This is a genomic window from Streptomyces sp. SudanB25_2051, assembly GCF_964272635.1.
Lineage (GTDB): Bacteria > Actinomycetota > Actinomycetes > Streptomycetales > Streptomycetaceae > Streptomyces.
The window spans coordinates 5,836,996-5,855,914 of record NZ_OZ186787.1; the positions used below are offsets into that span (position 1 = coordinate 5,836,996).

Annotated in this window: 19 protein-coding genes and 1 tRNA gene; 11 read left to right on the top strand and 9 right to left on the bottom strand. The window is 75.8% G+C overall.

What is annotated here, in order from left to right:
• The first annotated feature begins 30 nt into the window (after nt 1–30).
• Nucleotides 31–1,317, top strand: coding sequence for a VWA domain-containing protein (locus tag ACSUPT_RS25680; protein ID WP_361663149.1), 1,287 nt, complete (start codon nt 31–33; stop codon nt 1,315–1,317).
• The gene (locus tag ACSUPT_RS25685) at nt 1,317–2,117 is read left to right on the top strand and encodes a hypothetical protein (protein ID WP_436945668.1); all 801 of its coding nucleotides are present in this window, start codon (nt 1,317–1,319) and stop codon (nt 2,115–2,117) included. Before ACSUPT_RS25680 ends, ACSUPT_RS25685 begins: the two co-directional genes overlap by 1 nt.
• Before the next feature lie 275 nt (nt 2,118–2,392).
• Here the strand turns inward: ACSUPT_RS25685 and ACSUPT_RS25690 are convergent, their stop codons facing one another.
• Nucleotides 2,393–4,216, bottom strand: coding sequence for an AMP-dependent synthetase/ligase (locus ACSUPT_RS25690; RefSeq protein ID WP_436945670.1), 1,824 nt, complete (start codon nt 4,214–4,216; stop codon nt 2,393–2,395).
• Between the two features lie 547 nt (nt 4,217–4,763).
• Between ACSUPT_RS25690 and ACSUPT_RS25695 the strand changes: the two genes are divergently transcribed.
• Nucleotides 4,764–4,904 (top strand): hypothetical protein, encoded by a 141-nt coding sequence (locus ACSUPT_RS25695; RefSeq protein ID WP_436945672.1) that lies wholly within the window; start codon nt 4,764–4,766, stop codon nt 4,902–4,904.
• On the top strand, nt 4,901–5,305 hold the full coding sequence (locus ACSUPT_RS25700) for a (2Fe-2S) ferredoxin domain-containing protein (RefSeq protein ID WP_403502758.1): 405 nt from the start codon (nt 4,901–4,903) through the stop codon (nt 5,303–5,305). Before ACSUPT_RS25695 ends, ACSUPT_RS25700 begins: the two co-directional genes overlap by 4 nt.
• Before the next feature lie 322 nt (nt 5,306–5,627).
• On the opposite strand, the gene fdhD is transcribed toward ACSUPT_RS25700, so the two are convergent.
• On the bottom strand, nt 5,628–6,482 hold the full coding sequence (gene fdhD / locus ACSUPT_RS25705; protein WP_399217568.1) for a formate dehydrogenase accessory sulfurtransferase FdhD: 855 nt from the start codon (nt 6,480–6,482) through the stop codon (nt 5,628–5,630).
• A 206-nt stretch (nt 6,483–6,688) separates the two neighbouring features.
• Here fdhD and ACSUPT_RS25710 point away from each other — a divergent pair, with 206 nt between their 5' ends.
• The 3 genes from ACSUPT_RS25710 (at nt 6,689) to ACSUPT_RS25720 (ending at nt 8,528) form a co-directional block, all read left to right on the top strand.
• The gene (locus ACSUPT_RS25710; RefSeq protein ID WP_436945675.1) at nt 6,689–7,633 is read left to right on the top strand and encodes a beta-ketoacyl-ACP synthase III; all 945 of its coding nucleotides are present in this window, start codon (nt 6,689–6,691) and stop codon (nt 7,631–7,633) included.
• 152 nt (nt 7,634–7,785) lie between these two features.
• A tRNA-Leu gene (locus tag ACSUPT_RS25715) sits at nt 7,786–7,873 on the top strand.
• A gap of 202 nt (nt 7,874–8,075) precedes the next feature.
• A complete protein-coding gene (locus ACSUPT_RS25720; RefSeq protein ID WP_351966568.1) occupies nt 8,076–8,528 on the top strand; it encodes a hypothetical protein in 453 nt (150 codons plus the stop codon).
• A 70-nt stretch (nt 8,529–8,598) separates the two neighbouring features.
• On the opposite strand, the gene ACSUPT_RS25725 is transcribed toward ACSUPT_RS25720, so the two are convergent.
• From ACSUPT_RS25725 to ACSUPT_RS25735, 3 genes are all read right to left on the bottom strand, one after another.
• Nucleotides 8,599–9,453, bottom strand: coding sequence for a class I SAM-dependent methyltransferase (locus ACSUPT_RS25725; protein WP_436945677.1), 855 nt, complete (start codon nt 9,451–9,453; stop codon nt 8,599–8,601).
• 24 nt (nt 9,454–9,477) lie between these two features.
• Nucleotides 9,478–10,212 carry a hypothetical protein gene (locus ACSUPT_RS25730; RefSeq protein ID WP_436945678.1) on the bottom strand — a complete coding sequence of 245 codons (735 nt, stop codon included), beginning with the start codon at nt 10,210–10,212 and terminating at the stop codon, nt 9,478–9,480.
• Between the two features lie 112 nt (nt 10,213–10,324).
• Complete coding sequence (locus ACSUPT_RS25735; RefSeq protein ID WP_436945679.1) at nt 10,325–10,951, bottom strand: TetR/AcrR family transcriptional regulator; 627 nt, start codon at nt 10,949–10,951, stop codon at nt 10,325–10,327.
• A gap of 207 nt (nt 10,952–11,158) precedes the next feature.
• Here ACSUPT_RS25735 and ACSUPT_RS25740 point away from each other — a divergent pair, with 207 nt between their 5' ends.
• From ACSUPT_RS25740 to ACSUPT_RS25750, 3 genes are all read left to right on the top strand, one after another.
• The gene (locus tag ACSUPT_RS25740; RefSeq protein ID WP_436945680.1) at nt 11,159–12,064 is read left to right on the top strand and encodes an alpha/beta fold hydrolase; all 906 of its coding nucleotides are present in this window, start codon (nt 11,159–11,161) and stop codon (nt 12,062–12,064) included.
• A 337-nt stretch (nt 12,065–12,401) separates the two neighbouring features.
• The gene (locus tag ACSUPT_RS25745; protein WP_399217563.1) at nt 12,402–12,701 is read left to right on the top strand and encodes a hypothetical protein; all 300 of its coding nucleotides are present in this window, start codon (nt 12,402–12,404) and stop codon (nt 12,699–12,701) included.
• Between the two features lie 58 nt (nt 12,702–12,759).
• Nucleotides 12,760–13,824: a hypothetical protein gene (locus ACSUPT_RS25750; RefSeq protein WP_436945681.1), complete on the top strand. Its 1,065-nt coding sequence runs from the start codon at nt 12,760–12,762 to the stop codon at nt 13,822–13,824.
• A gap of 47 nt (nt 13,825–13,871) precedes the next feature.
• On the opposite strand, the gene ACSUPT_RS25755 is transcribed toward ACSUPT_RS25750, so the two are convergent.
• Both ACSUPT_RS25755 and ACSUPT_RS25760 read right to left on the bottom strand, forming a co-directional pair.
• The gene (locus tag ACSUPT_RS25755; RefSeq protein ID WP_436945682.1) at nt 13,872–14,582 is read right to left on the bottom strand and encodes a Clp protease N-terminal domain-containing protein; all 711 of its coding nucleotides are present in this window, start codon (nt 14,580–14,582) and stop codon (nt 13,872–13,874) included.
• 108 nt (nt 14,583–14,690) lie between these two features.
• Nucleotides 14,691–15,140, bottom strand: a complete 450-nt coding sequence (locus ACSUPT_RS25760) for a GNAT family N-acetyltransferase (RefSeq protein WP_436945683.1) — start codon at nt 15,138–15,140, stop codon at nt 14,691–14,693.
• 190 nt (nt 15,141–15,330) lie between these two features.
• On the opposite strand from ACSUPT_RS25760, the gene ACSUPT_RS25765 reads away from it, so the two are divergent.
• On the top strand, nt 15,331–15,837 hold the full coding sequence (locus ACSUPT_RS25765; protein ID WP_436945685.1) for a hypothetical protein: 507 nt from the start codon (nt 15,331–15,333) through the stop codon (nt 15,835–15,837).
• A gap of 68 nt (nt 15,838–15,905) precedes the next feature.
• Here ACSUPT_RS25765 and ACSUPT_RS25770 read toward each other — a convergent pair whose 3' ends face one another.
• Together ACSUPT_RS25770 and mmuM are read right to left on the bottom strand one after the other, a co-directional pair.
• Nucleotides 15,906–17,399 (bottom strand): LacI family DNA-binding transcriptional regulator, encoded by a 1,494-nt coding sequence (locus tag ACSUPT_RS25770; protein ID WP_436945687.1) that lies wholly within the window; start codon nt 17,397–17,399, stop codon nt 15,906–15,908.
• A gap of 121 nt (nt 17,400–17,520) precedes the next feature.
• The gene (gene mmuM / locus ACSUPT_RS25775; protein ID WP_436945688.1) at nt 17,521–18,462 is read right to left on the bottom strand and encodes a homocysteine S-methyltransferase; all 942 of its coding nucleotides are present in this window, start codon (nt 18,460–18,462) and stop codon (nt 17,521–17,523) included.
• Nucleotides 18,463–18,919: the final 457 nt, after the last annotated feature.

Here is an 18,919-nt window from a genome sequence, read left to right on the forward strand (position 1 = left end):
GCGGCCTCACGCCCTCACTATGATCCGGCGATGATCACACGAAAGCGACTGGCGGCCGGTCTGTGCGGCCTGCTGGTCACCCTGACGGGCGGCCTCTCCCCGGTGGCCGCCCGGGCCGACGCCGGGGAACCGGCCGCGAAGGAACCACCCAAGGTCGAACTGGTCCTGGACGTCAGCGGGTCCATGCGGGCCCGCGACATCGACGGCCAGTCCCGGATGGCCGCCGCGAAGCAGGCGTTCAACGAGGTCCTCGACGCCGTCCCCGACGAGGTGCGGCTCGGCATCCGCACCCTCGGCGCCGACTACCCCGGCAAGGACCGCAAGGAGGGCTGCAAGGACACCCGGCAGCTCTACCCGGTCGGGCCCCTCGACCGCACGGAGGCCAAGGCCGCCGTCGCCACGCTGACCCCGACCGGCTGGACGCCCATCGGACCCGCGCTGCTCGGTGCCGCGAAGGACCTGGAGGGCGGCGACGCCACCCGCCGGATCGTCCTCATCACCGACGGCGAGGACACCTGCGCGCCCCTCGACCCGTGCCAGGTCGCGCGGGAGATCGCCGCCAAGGGCATCCACCTCACCATCGACACGCTCGGCCTCGTCCCCGACGCCAAGACCCGCGCCCAGCTCGTCTGCATCGCCGAGGCCACCGGCGGCACCTACACCTCCGTGCAGCACACCGGTGAACTGTCGGCCAGGGTGAGCCAGTTGGTCGACCGCGCCGCCAAGCCGGTCCTCACCCCGGTCGCCACCGAGGGCGCCGGCAGCTGCGCCAAGGCGCCCGTCCTCCAGCCGGGCCTGTACACCGACCGGGAGACGTTCGGCCAGCACCGCTGGTACCGCGTCGAGGTGCTGCCGGGGCAGGAGCTGCGCGCCTCGGTGAGCGTCGCCGCCGACCGCGCCGTCCACCGCGACTACGGCGTCCTGCTGAAGGCGTCGACCCTGGCCGGGCGGGAGATCGTGCGGGGCGAGGCGGCCGGTGACGGCCGTACCGACGTCATATCGACGGGCCTGCGCTATCCCAGGCCCGACATCGAGGGCGCCGACTCCGACTCCGCCGCCAAGCCCGCCGCCGAGACGGTCTGCCTGCGCGTCAGCAACTCCTTCTCCGCCCCCGCGGGCGTCAAGACCACGCCCGGCCTGCCGGTCGAGCTGAGCGTCGCCGTCGTCGACGGCCCGGGCGACGCCGACGACACCGCCTTCCTCGGCCTCGGCAGGGGCTGGTGGCTGCTCGGCGCGCTCACGCTCGCCGGGTTCATCGCGGGACTGCTGTGGGGCTGGATCTCGCGCTGGCGCGTCACCGTCTGGAGGACCAACTGATGCGTACCGTACGGACCTCGCGCACCGCCGCCACCGCCGTGCTGCTCGCCGGGGCCGCCCTGCTCGGCGGCCTCGCCGCACCGGGCACGGCCGCCGCCGCGAGCCCCACGCCCACCCCGGCCGCCACGGACGGCGAACCGCCCGCGCCGACGGAGGCGGGCACCTCGTTCCGCGCGGCCACCGCCGTCCGCCCCGGCCAGCGCGCGACCGCCCAGGCGTCCACCGGCGACTACCTGTACTGGCAGTTCCCCGCCGACACGGGCGACCGGGCCACCGTCCGGGCCACGGTCACCCTGCCCGAGACGTCCGCCCGCAGCGCCGCCGCCACCTGGCGGATCGACGTGTACGACGGGCTGCGCCGCCGCCAGGCGTGCGTCCACGGCAGCGACACGCGCGGCCTCGCGGCGGACGCCCGCACGGTCACGCTCACCTGCCGTCTGCGCACGGTGCGCGGCTGGGCCGAACCGTGGTCGAACGACCCGCTGCCCGGCGCGTACTACGTGCGGCTGACCGCCACCCGCCTCGCCGCGACCGACATCGGCCTGCCCTTCGACGCGGCGCTGGACGTGTCCGCCGACGACGCGGGGGCCGCCGCCGACGTGGACGGCCGGCTGTCCGAGCCGCTGGTGCAGGGCTCGTCGGCGACCGTGGAACCCGAGGACGGCTGGGCCTCCGGCTGGTGGTCGGCGCGCTGGCTGTGGACGGCGGGCGGAGCGGCGCTCGCCGCCCTGGCCGGCATCTGGGGCTACACCCTGACCCGGGGCAACGGCCGCCCGCCGGGGGTGCCCGGCAGGCCGTGACGCGGCGGCGGCCGGGCACACACGGGGCCCGGCCGCCGGTCGCGTACGCGGCTCAGGGCTGGACGCGGTGCCGGCTGGACGCGGTGCCCGGCCGGGTCGGGCGCGGTGCCGGGGCCGGGCGTCCTGGTGCGCTGGAGCCCCGGCGGGCCGGACCCCCGGGTGGGCTGGGCGCTCCGGCGGGCCGGACCCCCGGTGGGCTGGGCGCTCCGGCGGGCCGGGGCCCCGGCGGGCGGGCTGGTCCAGGAGGGGGCAGGGGGCCCGCGGGTCCGGTGGCGTCAGCGGTACAGCGCCTCGACCTCCACCGCGTACACCTTCTCGATCGCCCGCCGCTTCAGCTTCAGCGACGGGGTCAGCAGGCCCTGCTCCTCGCTGAACGGATGCGCCAGTATCCGGAACGTGCGGATCGACTCGGCGTGCGAGACGAGCGTGTTGGCGGCGATGACCGCCCGCCGGATCTCCTTCTCCAGGGCCGGGTCGCGGACCAGCTCGGCCGCCGGCATCGGGTCGCGCCGCTGCATGGCCAGCCAGTGGTCGACGGCCTCCTGGTCGAGGGTGACGAGGGCGGCGATGTACGGCCGGTTGTTGCCGACGACCACGCACTGCGCGACCAGCGGATGCGACCGCACGCGGTCCTCCAGTGCGAGCGGCGACACGCTCTTGCCGCTCGTCGTCACCAGGATCTCCTTCTTCCGCCCGGTGATCGTCAGATAGCCGTCCTCGTCGAGCGCCCCCAGGTCGCCGGTGGCCAGCCACCCGTCGCGCAGCGCCGCCTCGCCGGATGCCGGGTCGTTCAGATACCCGGAGAAGACCTGCGGGCCGCGCAGCCACACCTCGCCGTCGTCCGCGATCCGCACCGAGGTGCCCGGCACGGGCCGGCCCACCGTGCCGAACCGGGTCCGCTCCGGCGGGTTGGCGGTCGCCGCCGACGAGGTCTCCGTCAGCCCGTACCCCTCGTACACGGTGATGCCCGCGCCCGCGTAGAACAGCCCGGTGCGCCGGTCCATCGCCGAGCCGCCCGACATGGCGTGCCGCACCCGCCCGCCGAACGCCTCACGCACCTTCGCGTACACGAGCTTCTCGAAGAACTGGTGCCGCATCCGCAGCGCGGCCGAAGGCCCGGGCCCCAGCCCGAACTCCCGGTCCTCCTGCGCCTCCGCGTACCGCACGGCCACCTCGACCGCCCGCTCGAAGGCACCGCCCTTCCCTTCGGCCTCCGCCCGCCGCCGGGCCGCTGCGAGGACCTTCTCGAAGACGTACGGCACGGCCAGCACGAACGTCGGGCGGAACGCCGCCAGGTCCGGCAGCAGCGCGGCCGCCGCCAGCTGCGGCTGGTGGCCGAGCTTGACCCGGCCGCGCACCGCCGACACCTCCACCATGCGGCCGAAGACATGGGCGAGCGGCAGGAACAGCAGCGTGGACGCCTCGTCACCCGGCCTGGAGCGGAACACCGGCTCCCAGCGGCGCACCAGCGTGTCCGACTCGAACATGAAGTTGCCGTGCGTCAGCACACAGCCCTTGGGGCGGCCGGTCGTGCCCGAGGTGTAGATGACGGTGGCGACGGAGTCCGGGGTGACCGCGCGCCGGTGCCGGTGCACCACGTCGTCGGCAATCCGCGCCCCCGCGGCGACCAGTTCGTCGACCGCGCCCCGGTCGAGCTGCCACAGCCGCTTCAGATGCGGCAGGCGGTCCACGACGGAACCCACCGTCATCGCGTGGTCCTCGTGCTCGACCACGCACGCGCTGACCCCGGCGTCGTGGAGCATCCAGTGGACCTGGTCGGCGGAGGACGTCGGGTACACGGGGACGGGCTGCGCGCCGACGGTCCACAGCGCGAAGTCGAAGAGGGTCCACTCGTAGCGCGTACGGGACATGACCGCCACGCGGTCCCCGAACCGCACGCCGTGCGCGAGGAGCCCCTTGGCGAGAGCCAGCACCTCGTCCCTGAACGCCCCGGAGGTGACGTCGTGCCACACCCCAGACGCGTCCTTCCGGCCCAGGGCGACCCGGTCCGGATCGCTCGCGGCGTGGTCGAACACGGCGTCGGCCAGCCCGCCGACCAGCGGAGCCGCCGCCAGGGGCGGGACTGTCAACTCGCGCAATGGCCTGCTCCTTGTGGCGCTCAGCACAGCGGAGGGTGACGGTACCGGACGGAGAGTTTCGGCGGGAGGCTCTTGATGAAGTCTGGACACATGTCATCGGCACAGGTCAGACCGGTGAGCACATGGTCATGGAGGTGGGGGAGCGGCGGCTGCCGGGGGCCGGGGCGGAGGCCGGCGGCGGGAATCTCCACCGAATCCGTACGCGAGGGCCACAGGGCGGATGGCCGAAGACCACCGGTGCCGCGCGGAACCTCCTCGTACGCGGCGGGTCCGCGCCCTGTACGGGGCGGGCCCGCGCCCTGTACGAGGCGGGCCCGCGTCGTGCGCGGGGCCGTGACCGCGCCCCGTACGCGGCCGGGTCCGCGCCCGAGGGATGCGCACGGGGCGGTGCCGGGCACGGGCGCGGGCGCCGGGAAGCGCGGACGGGCGCACGCGCGGGGCGGCCGGCGCGCGGGCGCACTGGCACGCCGGGGGTACGGGGAGCACGCGGGCGGCTCGGTGGCACCCACCCCCGCACGCCAAGATCACGGCGGCTACGGTGAGAGCCATGCCCGCACCCGCGACACCGGCCCGCCTGACGCTCGCCCGCCCGACACCGGCCCGCCCGACGCTCACCGGTCCGGCACTCGCCGGCCCGGTGGCGACCACCCGCCCCGTCCCGCCCCTCGTCGCCGGAGGCGTGCGGTGACGCGCGGCTGGATACGTCCCGGGGCGTCCCGGCCCTGTTCGCTCGTCGTGTGCCGGGGCTGCTGCTGCGGCGACCCGCGCAAGAACCCGGGCACGGACCACGCCGGCCAGCTGGAGCGGCTGCGGCAGGCCGCGGCGGCGTCCGGCGGGCGGCTGGCCGTGCGTACGAGCGACTGCCTCGGCCCGTGCGGCCAGGCCAACGTCGTGGTCGTCCAGCCGTCCACCGAGGCCCGGCGGAGGGGCGCCCGGGCGGCGTGGATCGGCTGGGCGCTGGACGACGACTGCCTGGACGACATCCTGTCCTGGGTCGAAGCGGGCGGCCCCGGTGTGGCCGAACCCCCGGCGACGCTCGCCCTCCAGATGATCGACCCGCCGAAGGAGGCCGGGGGCAGGGCCCGCTGACGCGCACCCCGCGAGGAGCCGGCGAGGCCCCTGGCGTCCTGCTGCGATGCATTTGAGCGACCCTTCGCACAGCGTCGAGTTGCCCCGCCGCGCTACCAGTTCGCGACGGCGGGCGCGCCCACAGCACCCGTAGCGCCCGGCTGCCGTTGCGGCGGGTGGTGCGCTTCCCTCTGCCACTGGAGGCGGCGCCGCCGTGGCAGCGGGACGCGGAGGCCGACCCGTACGCGGCGCCCCGCTGACCGCCGCTTCCCCGGGCCGCCAGCCGGAGCCGGAACCGTGTGTACGGAGCCATCCGCCCGCGACCGGCGCCGGCCCGGCGGGATCACGCGTCCGTCAGCGGATCCCCGTCGGGGCCGAGCAGCCGCTCCTCCCCGGCGTACACGTTCATCGACCCGCCCCGCAGGAACCCGACCAGGGTCAGCCCGGTCTCGGCGGCCAGGTCCACGGCGAGCGACGACGGCGCGGAGACGGCCGCCAGCACGGGGACGCCCGCCATGACGGCCTTCTGGGCCAGCTCGAACGAGGCACGCCCCGACACCATCAGGACCGTCCCGCCGAGCGGCAGCCGCCCCTCCCGCAGGGCCCGTCCGACGACCTTGTCCACGGCGTTGTGCCGCCCCACGTCCTCCCGCACGTCGATCAGCTCGCCCGACGGGGAGAACAGGGCCGCCGCGTGCAGCCCGCCGGTCCGCTCGAACACCCGCTGCGCCTCCCGCAGCCGGTCCGGCAGCGCGGCCAGCACGTCCACCCCGACCCGCACCGGCGGTCCGTCCGACGGGGCGAACCGGGTGGTCGTGCGCACCGCGTCCAGGCTGGCCTTGCCGCACAGCCCGCACGAGGAGGTCGTGTAGACGTTCCGCTCCAGGCTGATGTCGGGCACCGGCACACCCGGCGCGAGCCGCACGTCGACCACGTTGTACGTGTTGCCGCCGTCGTCGCGGGCGCCCGCGCAGTACGCGATGTTCCGCACCTCGTCCGCCGAGCCGAGCACGCCCTCGCTGACCAGGAACCCGGCGGCGAGCGCGAAGTCGTCGCCGGGCGTGCGCATGGTGACCGCGAGCGGCTTGCCGTTCAGCCGTATCTCCAGCGGCTCCTCGGCGACGAGCGTGTCCGGCCGGACGGACACGGCCCCGTCCCGGACGCGGATGACGCGCCGCCGCTCCGTGACCCGTCCCATGTGCCTCGTCCCCTCGTCGCGTCGTACGGCTCCGCAGCCCATTGTCGTGCACGGCGCATCCCACGAACCGGCAGGTGGCGATGTGGCGGACCCTCCAAGAGGCGGCCGCGAATGCTGTGGGATCACGCTGCGGGTTACCCGTGAGTCGCTGACCAGACTTGGGGCTCCTGACCATCCGTACCAACCAGCCGAGGGGGTCCCCGGGCATGACGGGCACTCGTATCGCCGCGCTCGGGCACTACCAGCCCGCCAAGGTGCTCACCAACGACGACGTGGCCCGCCTGGTCGACACCAGCGACGAGTGGATCCGCAGCCGCGTCGGCATCCGCACCCGCCACGTCGCGGGACCGGACGAGCCGGTCGACGAGATGGCGGCCCACGCCGCGGCGAAGGCGCTGGCGTCGGCGGGCCTCATGCCCTCGGACATCGACCTGGTGCTGGTCGCCACGTCCACGGCGATCGACCGCTCCCCGAACACGGCCGCCCGCGTGGCCGCCCGCCTCGGCATGGGGTCGCCGGCCACGATGGACCTCAACGTGGTGTGCGCGGGCTTCACCCACGCCCTGGCGACGGCCGACCACGCGGTGCGGGCCGGGTCGGCGCGCCGCGCGCTGGTCATCGGCGCCGACAAGATGACGGAGGTGACCGACTGGACGGACCGCACGACGTGCGTCCTCGTCGGCGACGGGGCGGGCGCGGCCGTCGTGGAGGCCGCCCCGGACGGCACACCCGGCATCGGCCCGGTCCTGTGGGGCTCGGTCCCGGAGATGGGCCACGCGGTGCGCATCGAGGGCACCCCGCCGCGCTTCGCCCAGGAGGGCCAGGCGGTCTACCGCTGGGCCACCACGCAGCTCCCGCCCATCGCCCGCCAGGTCTGCGAACGCGCGGGGGTGGCCCCCGAGGACCTCGCGGCGGTCGTCCTGCACCAGGCGAACCTGCGGATCATCGAGCCCATGGCGCGGCGCATCGGCGCGGTCAACGCGGTGGTGGCCCGCGACGTCACGGAGTCCGGCAACACCTCGGCGGCGTCCATCCCCATGGCCCTGTCGAAGCTGGTCGCCCGCGGCGACGTGCCCCCCGGCTCCCCGGCGCTCCTCTTCGGCTTCGGCGGCAACCTCTCGTACGCCGGCCAGGTCATCCGCATTCCGTAGCCCGCAGCACCCGCCCTTCACCCTCCGTAACCACCCCCGAACGGACCGGGCACCCCGCCTGACCACGGGATATGAGGGTGAAGGGCACCTCAAACCCCTGGTAGAGTTATCCATGTCGCCGCGGGGAACACCCCCGAAGCGACAGACACCTGGTCCGGGTGGCGGAATGGCAGACGCGCTAGCTTGAGGTGCTAGTGCCCTTTATCGGGCGTGGGGGTTCAAGTCCCCCCTCGGACACCAGCGAAAGACCCCAGTAGATCTGGGGTCTTTCCGCGTTCCCGGCCGCGTGGGGGCGCGGCGGCGCGGGTATGGCATGCCCTGCCGGGCACTTGCGCGACACGGACGACCCGGCTTCGACCGCAGGGGGGCGTCAGTGGGATTCAGGGGGGCCGATCCGGGACTCGGGGAGATACGCGGCCATTACGCCGTCATCAACCCCGCCGTGGGGGCCACGATGCAGGTGCTGCGCGGCTTCATGCTGCTGCTGTGGGGGGTCCTGCTCGTCATCACCGTCGTCGACCCGTCCCAGGTCGACGGCAACGCGGCCGTGATGACGGCCGTGGTGGCCGGGGTGTACGCCGTGAAGTTCGGATGGCGCGCGCTGAGCGCCCGCCTCGGTGTGAACAGGTGCTACCTGTGCGCGGACGGCGTGGCGGTCACCGACCGATTCGGCCGGGTGCGCGACTCCGTGGCGTGGAGCGAGGTCACCGGCGTGCGGCAGACGGCGGTGGCGGGTCTCGTCGCGGGCTTCCACCGCGTCGAGATCTCCCGGAGCCGTCCGGACACGCCTTTCTGGCGCCCCGCTCCACCTCTCTGGTTCGTCGCGCCGGGGATCAAGTCGCCCCTGGTGCGGGCCCTGCTGGAGGAGGGCAGACGCAGCGGCGCCCTCCAGTGACCGGGCGGGCGGCGCACGCGGCGTCCGGCGGACGTACACGCGGCCCTCGGCGGCTCCGGGCCCCCTTGCGTCACGGGGCGGCCGCCGTCACCAGGTAGTAGTCGAGCAGGCCGTCGCGGTACGAGGTGAGGAAGGCGCGGGGCCAGGTCACGCCCAGGTCGAGGCCCGCCAGGTAGTGGTCCAGGCCCGGCCAGACCGACGCGCCGATCGACTCGGGCCGTACGTCCGCCAGGCCCGCCGCCGCGAGCGCGCCGGTCAGCGCCCCCAGCGGGCGGGCCGCGTCGAGGCCCGACGCGAAGCTGTCCAGGCGCGCCGCCAGCTCATCGGCCGCCTCCGGCCGCTCCTCCTCGCCCGGCACGAAGAACGACGCCACCGCCAGGCGTCCGCCGGGCCGCAGCACACGGGCGCACTCGGCCGCGAACGCGTCCAGGTCGCGGAAGTGCTGGGCGGCCTCCACCGAGTACACCCGGTCGAACTCGCCGTCCCCGCACGGCATCCGCTCCGCCGCGCCCCGCACCAGGCGCAGCCGCCCCGGCGCGGACGCCAGGAGCGCGGCGTTGGCGCGGCGGGCGCGCTCCAACTGGTCGGGGTGGATGTCCATCCCGGTCACCGCGTCGTACGCGTACTCCTCCAGGGCCAGCGCGCAGCCCAGGCCCAGCCCGCAGCCCACCTCCAGGGCCCGCCCTCGGCCCTCCCCGGCGCCGTCCAGCGTGTTCAGCACCCGCCGGTACAACTGCCGTTCGCTGCGCACCCGGTCCCCGGCCGTGAGCGGGCCGTCCAGGGAGATGCCGTCCCAGCAGCCGAAGTTGATGAACCCGCCCCGGAAAGCGGGTACGGAACTCAGATCCTCCGGGCCGTACACCGCGCGTACCGCCGGCGGGACGGCCTCCTCGGGCCGGGCCTGCTCCGTGTCGTCGGCCGTCATGCGCGTACCGTACCCGCCGCCCCGTCACGAACCCCAGTTGACGATCGACGCGGCGCGGTCGCCCCAGCCGAAGCGGGCCAGGTCCGGGGTGTTGCAGCCCTTCGGGGCGAAGAACTCGTTGCCCTGCCAGTCGAAGGCGTCGAACAGCGACACGTCGAAGCGGCACCAGCTCAGCGACGAGATCACGTCGTTCCAGTTCTGCGTGCCGAGGAAGCCCCGCCGCACCCGGCTCAGGTTGGGGAAGCCCAGCTCCGGGCCGAGGCACTCCTCGTCGCCCTGCTCGCCGGCGTCCTCGAAGAAGCACACGTGCGCGTCGAGCACGGTCGGGTTCGACACGCAGATCTCCTTGAGGGACGCGCGGGCCTCCTCGCGCCGCTCCGGGGACAGCTCCTCGTAGCCGCGGTCCTCCCGGCGTACCGCCTCCAGCATCGCCGCCCGGTCGGTGAACGCCGCCAGCACCATGTCGCCACCGCGCCCGAGCGGGGTCAGGTGCAGAGGTCCCGCCAGGTCGGCGTGCATCCGCTCCTCGTCCTCCACGGGCTCCCTGTCCAGGACCAGCGGGACCGACGCCTCGAACAGCCGGACCAGGCCCAGCGGGGCGCGGTCGGCGAACAGGTCCCGCACGGTGTCCGGCGTCAGCCGCCGCGGCTGCTCGCCACGTACGGCGCTCCCACGCCCCTCGTCACGTACGGCGCTCCCGCGCGGGTCCACTGCCCGGTCCGCGCGCTCCCCGGCCTGGTCGATGTCGCGGTGCGCCATGGCCGCCACCTTTCGTCCATCCGTCCCGTCCAGGCTATGCCCGCGAGCCCGGGCCCGCCTGCGGGCGGCCGGAGGGGCAGGGGCCGCCCCTCGGGGCCCGGAACCGGCCGCCTCACCCCTCCGGCGGCGGCTCGACGCGGGCCGCCAGCGCGTCGAAGTAGCCCCGGCTCACGGCCGCCAGGTCCACCTGCTCCGGGTCCAGCAGCCACAGCAGATGGACGCCCTCCAGGAACGCCGCCGCCTCCGCCGCCAGCCTCTCCGCCGGCAGGTCCGCGCGCGCCGAGCCGTCCGCGACGGCCCTCCGGAACACCTCCGTGAGCCGACCCCGCAGCGCCCGGTTGCGGTCCCGGAACCAGGTGTGCAGCGCCGCCCCGGGCTCCAGGTTCTCCGCGGTCAGCGTCGTGTGCAGCGCCGCCAGTTCCCGCTCGGCCGCCGCCGTGTGCTCCACGTCGCGTACGAGCCAGTCGAACGCCTCCCGCACGGTGGGCCGCGCCGCCGGCGTCGCCGACAGCCGCTCCAGCGCCCGCCGGTCCGCCTCCTCCAGTACGGCCCGCAGCAGCCCGTCCTTGCTGCCGAAGTGGTGGATCAGGGCGGACGGTGTGACCCCGGCGCGCTCGGCGACGGCGGCGACACCCGTACCCCGCACGCCGTGCCGCGCGAACAGTGTGATCGCCGCGTCGACCATCGCGCGGCGCCGCTCCACGCCCCGCTTCTGCACCTGCCCCTTGACCCCTGCCATGCGCAACAGGGTGCCGGGGCCCCTTCCCCCGCGTCCAGCCGGGCCGGAGCCGTACGGGCACGCCTGCCGTCAGCCGGGCCGGAGCCGTACGGGCGCGTGCGCCCACCCCGTGCGCCCGGCGCGGAGTCCCGGCCGGAAAACGGTGGCGCTCGCCGCCGCCGCCCATTAACCTGAACGACCATGCAGGAAAATGATCGCGGGACCGACATGGACCGCTTCGCAGGGACCGAGCGCATGGTGCCGGCCGGGGAACTCCAGCTGTGGACCGAGGAGTTCGGCGACCCCGACGACCCGGCGGTACTGCTGCTGATGGGCGCCGGCGCCCAGGGCGTGCAGTGGAACGACGGGTTCGTCCGGCGGCTCGTCGCCGGTGGCCGCCGGGTCATCCGGTACGACCACCGGGACGCGGGCCGCTCCTCCACCGTCGACTTCGCCACCCACCCGTACACGGTCGCCGACATGGCGGCGGACGCCCTCGCGGTCCTCGACGGCCTCGGCGTCGAGCAGGCGCACTGCGTCGGCGCGTCCCTCGGGGGCGTCATCGCCCAGCGGCTCGCCGTCACCCACCCGGACCGTGTGCTGACCCTGACCGCTCTCGCCTCTTCCCCGCTGGGCACCGACATGGCCGCCATCGTCGGCCGCGCCGCGGCCGGGCTGCCGCCGCTCCCGGACCAGCTCCCGCCGCCCACGGGCGAACTGCTGGCCGCCCTGGCGTCGGCGCCGCCTGCCGCGGCGACGGACCTGGAGGGGTACCTCAGCGCGCGGATGCCGCTGTGGCGCGTCCTGCACGGGCCGGAGCTGCCGTACGACGAGGACGAGTACCGGGCGATGGAGACGCGGGTGTACGAGCGGGCCCGCGACCTGTCCGCCGCCCTCAACCACACGCTCGCCGGAGCCGCCGGGAGCGGTGCCGCGGACGAGCTCGCCGGTGTGGCCGTGCCGACGCTGGTGCTCCACGGCACCGCCGACCCGATGTTCCCCTACCCGCACGCCGAGGCCCTGGCCTCCGCCATACCCGGCGCCCGGCTGGTCCCCCTGCCGGGCATGGGCCACACCCTCCCGTCCGCCCTGGACGGCCGGTTGGCCGAGGAGGTGCTGCGGCACACGGCCTGAGCGCCGGCGGCGCGGGGTGTCGTCATGGCGGGTGACGACCGGCGGCCCGGCGGCGTCCACGGCGGGCGGCCGCCGTGGGCGGTGCGGGGTCCGCCGTGGACGGCCTGGCGAGGTCTCCGTGGGTGGAGTAGGCGGGCGCGCGGGCTCCCGGGGGCCTGGCCGCGGGCGGGGCGTCGCGGGAACGGTTCAACGGCGGGCGGGGCGTCGCGGGAGGGCTCACGGGGGGCGTCGCGGGGCGGCTCACGGGGGGCGCGGGGACATGCCGGGGTGATAAACCGTATATGTCTGATCAGTCCCCGTCCCGTGCCGCCGCCCGCACCGAAGGAGACCCGAAGCGATGAGCGACGACGACCTCCCCGAAGGCACCCCGGGCCCCGCCCCCGCCCCGTTCCCCGTGGTCGGGCCCGACGGGACGCCCCTGCCTGCGCCCGCCCCGATCGTCGTCCTCGGCGTCGTCCCGGCCGACCCGCCGTACCGCGTGGTCGAGGTCAGGGGCGAGGTCGTCGGCACCGCCCGCGACATGGTCGACGTGATCCGGCTCGCCCACGAGTCGGGGATGGCCCATGTCGACCTGGACGATCCGGCCGCCGTCCGGTGGGTCGGCGGCGGCAAGTACCGCTGGACGCCGCGCACCTGACCCGTCCGCCGCGCGAAATCGGGGGCGGGCCGGTGGCGGGGCGTGTGAGGATCGCCGTATGCGAGAGACGGGGGACATACGGATCGACGCCGTCCCGATGGGCGCGGTCGACGTGGACGGCGACGTCCGGGCCACGGCCGGCGGACGGATCGGCGTGTGGACGGACGAGCGGGTCGACGTGTACGAGCGCGAGGCGTTCCTCGCCGGTCCCTGCGAGCCGGTCGCGAGCTGGGCGCCGCCGACCGGTGCGCGGGTGGAGCCGGCCGCCGATGGCGGCTTCGTCGTCGCGGAGCCGTCCCGCGTGCGGGCCGTCACCGCCGACGGCGCGACCCGCTGGGAGCTGCCGCACGACCCGTGGCACGGCGGCCACCGCCCGCCCCGCGCGCCGGGCGCCCCGGCGCCCAGCCCGTGCGGCCGGTTCGTCGCCGCCGCGGTGCCCACGCTGCTGCCCGACGAGGACCGGGCGCGGGCGATCCTGGTGTACGACGACCCGCCCCGGTACGGCTACGGCCAGGACCGCCTGCTCCTGCTGGACGCGCGGACCGGGGCCGTCCTGGCCGAGCGGCCGGTCGCGGCCGTCTCCGGGGCGGTGGACCTGGAATGGCGGGCCGACGGGGAGCTGCTGGCGGCGTCGTTCTGGACGGCCTGGTACAGCTGGGCCGGGTACTGGATGGAGCCCGCGCCCGACGCCCTGCGCGTCCTGGGGGCCGGCGGGGACCGCCACCAGGTCGTCGCGTTCGTGCCCGGCTCGTCCCGCGTGGTGACCATGCGCCGCGCCGAGTTCATGAGCCTCGACGACGAACGGTACGAACTGGCCCTGTACGACGCCGGTGACCCGTCGCCACGGGCCGGACTCGACCTGGACGACCTGTCGTGGGACACCGAGAACGACGAGTTCTCCCATGTGTACGCGCTCGACGGCCGGCACCTCCTCCTCACCGCCGACTGGACGCCTCGGGGCGGCCGGCCGGAGCGGACGCACTGGCTGCTCGCCGCCGACACGCTGCGCCGCCTGGGGCGGCTGCGCTACCCGTGCGGGGCGGGGGACAGGGTGGTCCCGCTCGGCGACGGCACCTGGCTCACCCCGCACGCGGGCCGCGTCCGCCGGTGGCGGCTCGGCTGAGCCGCCACCGGCGGACGGGGGGTCAAGGCGCCCCCGGGAGACGGGGGTCAGGGCGCCGCCGTGAGGTGCGCCTCCGTGGCGGCCTTGTCGATGCCGAGACCGCTGAGCAGGCCGTCGCCGTTCTCGTACTCCAGCTGGGCGAGCAGCAGGTGCTCGGGGCCGACGTACTGGTGCCCGAGGCGCAGGGCCTCGCGGAACGTCAGCTCCAGGACCTTCTTGGCCGCGTGGTCGTACGGCACCAGGGACGGCGGCTCGTCGGCGGCCGGGGGCAGTGCGCCGGTCGCGGCGCTCCGTACGGCGTCCAGTGCCACGCCCTGCGCGGTGATCGCCCGCACGGCGGCCGTCTCCGGCTCGCTCAGGAGGCCGAGCACGAGGTGGGGGAGGCCCATTTCGGCGCTGCCGGCCTGCTGCGCGGCGGTGTGCCCGGCGACGATGATGTTCCGGGCCGTCTCGTCGAACCGGCTGAACCCCTGGCTCGGGTCGATCTCCGTCGGCTCGCCCGGGTCCTTCGGCACGAACCGCTTCTGCGCCGCTTGCCGGGTCACGCCCATGCTGCGGCCGATGTCCGTCCACGACGCGCCGGACCGGCGCGCCTGGTCCACGAAGTGCCCGATCAGGTGGTCCGCCACCTCGCCCAGGTGGTCGGCGGCGATGACGGCGCTGGAGAGCTGGTCGAGCGTGTCGTCGTGGGTCTTCTTGATGGCCTGGATGAGGTCGTCGAGGCGCACGGAGGCGGTGGCGTTCCCGGGTTTCGTCATGCGTCAACCTTAAGTTGACACTCTGAGGGTGTCAACCGCCGGTTGACGTGCGGCCGCCGGGGTCGGCGTCGCGTCGGATGGCCGGCCGGGCCGCCCTCCCGGTGGGCGTCAGGTGAGGGTGAACCGGAGTTCCGGCCGCTCCCAGGTGACCTTCGGCGGCATCGGGGGAGCCGTCCCCACCCGCTCGGCGCCCATCCGCCGGTAGAACCGTTCGGCGGGAGGGTGCGACACGACCCGGACCTCCGTCAGTCCGGCCGCCCGCGCCCGGTCGAACATGTGCTCAAGCAGCAGTCGCCCGATGCCCGTGCCCTGCGCCTCGTCCGCCACGAACGCCAGGTCGAGCTCCGCGGGCCGCAGGATCAGGGCGTAGAAGCCCAGCGGGCGGTCGGCGGCGTCCACGGCCGCGTAGACCTCGTGTCGGCGGATGTATTCGGGGGTCACCTGGTATCCGGCCACCATCGGGGCGTACCTGCCCCGGTACGCGCCGGACCCCTGGACCATCGCGGTGAGGCGCGCCGCGTCCCGTGCGGCGGCCCGTCTGATCGTCGTCGGTTGCATGGCGGGAGTATAGGGGTGAAGTGGTGTTGTGCCTCTTACCCGCTGGGTGGCCCGAGGGGTTTGTCGCGTGGTGTCCGGGCCGCGGGGGCGGAGGTGGTGCCGCCCGCTGACGGGTTGTCGGACGCGCCCGCTACAGTGCGCGGTGCGCATGCGTGTTCGAGCGCGTGTTTGCGGAGCGGAGGGGAAGGCCATGCACACGCGACTCAGGGATCTGGCCGAGGAGTTGGCGGTACTCCTGTGGCGGGAGCACACGCTGTACCGCGAACGGTCGGGCGGCGTCGTCATCCGGGGCGAGCACGTACGGCGGTGGATCAGTCTGTCGCCGCGCGGCACCCGCGACGACGTGCTCATCCGCGCGGGCCGCATCATCGACGGCGGCACCACCGCGCCCGCCCGCTCCGAGGTGGTCGTGAGCCTCTCCGCCGGTCGCGACGAGCTCGCCGCCGTCTGCCGCCGCCTCCTGGCCGAGGCGGCCGCCGACGCGGAGCCGTCCCGGGCGGTACGGACGAAGCCCGCGCGCTCCGGTGGCCGGGCCGGGCGGCGCGGCGGGGACGGCGCGCCCCGGGAGCGTACGACCAAGTCCGCCGCGAAGAAGGGGCGTTCGCGCCACACGAGCCTGAAGTCGTGGGCGATCCTCCTCGGCGTCATGGCCCTCGTCGGCGTCTACGCCTACAGCGTCTCCGGCGCGTACCGCTGACCGCGGTCCGTCGTCTGCTCTCGGGCCGCCGTCTACCGTGGGCCCGCTGTCTACCGTGGGGCCGCCGTCTACCGTCGGCGCGCCGGGCGCGGCTGTCCCGCCGGGTGCGGGACCGAGGGCTGAGGCCGGCCCTTGGGCGGCTCCCCGGCCGGGCGGCGCCGGATCCCGGTACGCGCGGGCCCGGCGGCGGGTGGCGGGGCCGTGCTGGACCGGACGACCAGTTCCGTCGCCAGTTCCACCGGTAACCCGTCCATCGGCTCGCCCCTCGCCAACCGCGCCAGCAGGGACACCGCCGCCCCGGCCACCCCGGCCAGCGGTCGCCGCACGGTCGTCAGCCCCGGCACCGCCCACCGCGCTTCCGGCAGGTCGCCGTACCCCACTACGGACACGTCGTCCGGTACGCGCAGGCCCCGCTCGGCGAGCACCCCGTACACGGCCGCCGCCCAGGCGTCGGAGCCGACACACACGGCGGTGGGGGGCTCGGGCAGGTCCAGCAACTCCCGCATCCGCCGCCGGGCCCCGTCGGCCTCCGCCCCCGCCGAGCCCGGGTCCGCCGCCCGCACTCCATACCCGGGCGGTTCCGCAGCCCGGCCCGTGTCCGCACCGCCCATGCGCGAAGCCGCCTTCATGGACGCGCCACCCGCGCCGGGCGCCCCGCCCCGGTCCGCAGCCTCCATGCCGGGCGCCGTCCCCGCGTGGGCCCCGCCCGTGTGGCTCCCGCCCATGTCCGCCGACGCCATATGGTTCCCGTCCGTGTGGCTCCCGCCGGTATCGGGCGTCCCCATGTGGGCCTCGCCCGTGTGGCTCCCGCCCATGTCCGCCGACCCCATATGGGCCCCGCCCATGTCCGCGCCGCCCATATCCCGCGCCCCGCCCATGTCCGCATCGCCCCCGTCGGGCCCCGGACCCCACACGTAGTCGGGCCTGACCCGCAGTCCCGCCGCGGCGATCGCCTCCCGCCAGCCGGCCAGCCACGCGGACTCCGCCCGGCCCGGCGCGGGCCCCGCCACCACCGCGATCCGCTCGTGCCCCAGCCCCAGGAGGTGTGCCGCCGCCGCGTGCCCGCCCATCCGGTCCGCCGCGCCCACCCAGGGGGTGCCCGGCGGCGGCTCCCGGACCGGGTCCACCAGTACGTACGGGACCCGGTGCCGTGCCAGCCAGGCGGCCTGGGCCCCGCTCGGGACGTCCCCGTGGAACAGCACCCCGGCCGTGCCACGGGCGGCCAGCCGGTCCAGCCGGTCGCGCCCCACGTGCCGACCCGCCGACACGACGACCTCCAGGCCCTCCGCGTGCGCGGCCCGCTCCACCCCGCGCACCACCGCCGCGCCCGCTCCGTCCAGCGCGGACACCACCAGGTCCACCATGCCGTGCGGCCCGGTCGGCCCGGACCTGCGGCGGCGTACGTAACCCAGCCGGTCCAGCACCTCCGTGACCCGGCGCCGCGTCTCGGGCGCCACGTCGTCCCGGCCGTTGACGACCTTCGAGGCGGTCGGCACCGAAACGCCCGCCTCCCGGGCGACCACCGCCAACGTGGGCCCGGCGGCGCTCGCCGTACGCCTCATGGCGATCCTCCGAACGGTCGTAGTAAGCGCTTCCTATCGGCCCCCCACCCTAGGCGGCGGCCCAACTCGCCGGGAAGACCCGTGCGTTCCCCGTGATCGCCGGGCGCGGACGGCCCTGCGGCTATCCCTGACGCCGCTCCCCGCGAAGCCGCTCGGCCACGGCGGCGATCGCGTCCGGGCCCACCCGGCAGCAGCCGCCGATCAGCCGCGCACCAGACCGCCGCCACTCCTCCGCCCGGTCCGCCGAGTAGGTCGCCGGGCCGCGCCAGCGGTGCGCCGCCGCGTCCCACGCCTCGCCGCTGTTCGGGTACGCGACCACCGGCTTGCCCGTCACCCGCGCCGCCACCTCCACCGCCCGCCCCGCGTCCTCGGGCGCGCAGCAGTTGACGCCCACCGCGACGATCTCCTCCGCGTCGGCCAGCAGCCCGAACGCCTCCTCCAGCGGCTGGCCCGCCCGCGTCCGCTCCCCGCTGACGGTGTACGACAGCCAGGCAGGAACGCCCAGGCCGCGCACCGCCCGGAGCAGGGCGCGCGCCTCGTCGGCGTCCGGCACGGTCTCCAGCGCCAGGATGTCGGGCCCCGACGCCGCCATGACCTCCAGACGCGGGCGGTGGAACGCCTCCAGGGCGGCGGTGCCGAGCCCGTACCGGCCGCGGTACTCGGACCCGTCGGCGAGCATCGCCCCGTACGGCCCGGCGGACGCGGCCACCCACAGGGGGCGTGCCGCCCCGGCGTCGCGGACCTGCCGGGCGGCCTCGCGGGCCAGGTCCACGCTGAGCGCCAGCAGCCCGGCGGCGCGGTCGCGGCCGATGCCCCGGCGGGCGAACCCCTCGAAGGTGGCCTGGTAGCCGGCGGTCGTCACCACGTCGGCGCCCGCCTCGTAGTAGGCGCGGTGGGCGGCGACGAGCGCGCCGGGGTCCTCGGCGAGCAGCCGCGCCGACCACAGGTCGTCACGGAGGTCGTGGCCCGCGGCCTCCAGCTGGTTGGAGAGCCCGCCGTCGAGCACGACCACGGCGGAGGAGGAGGCGAGGACGTCGGCGAGCGGGGGAGCGGCGGTCGTCATGCCGCCGACCGTAACGAACCGGACTCCCGCCCGCTCGCCTCAGCCGGGGTGCCGCCACCCGACCGCAGGCCCCGACCCCCGTAGCCGGGCCGACCCCGTCGCCGGGCCGCAAGCCTGGAGCCGGGGTGGGAAGGCCGCGCCCGGTGGCCCGCCCCGAGCACCGGCCGGCCGCCGCCGACGCGGATGCGCGCCGGCCCCGGATTCACCAGTCGAGGTCCACCAGCGCCCCAAGCAGCCGCGAGCTTCCTCCGCCCGGCTGCGGCCCGTACCGGCCCGGACCAGCCCGGCTGCGGCCCGGCCCGGCCGCGAAAGCCCGTCCCCTGACGCGCTCCGAATCAACGCCCCCGACCTCGCGGCCAACCGACGCCCCATCAGCTCAGCGACCGTCAGCAACCGCCCCCGGCCCGCACGGGAGCCCGCCCTGCCCCCGCCCCGGCCCGCACGGAAGCCGGCCCCC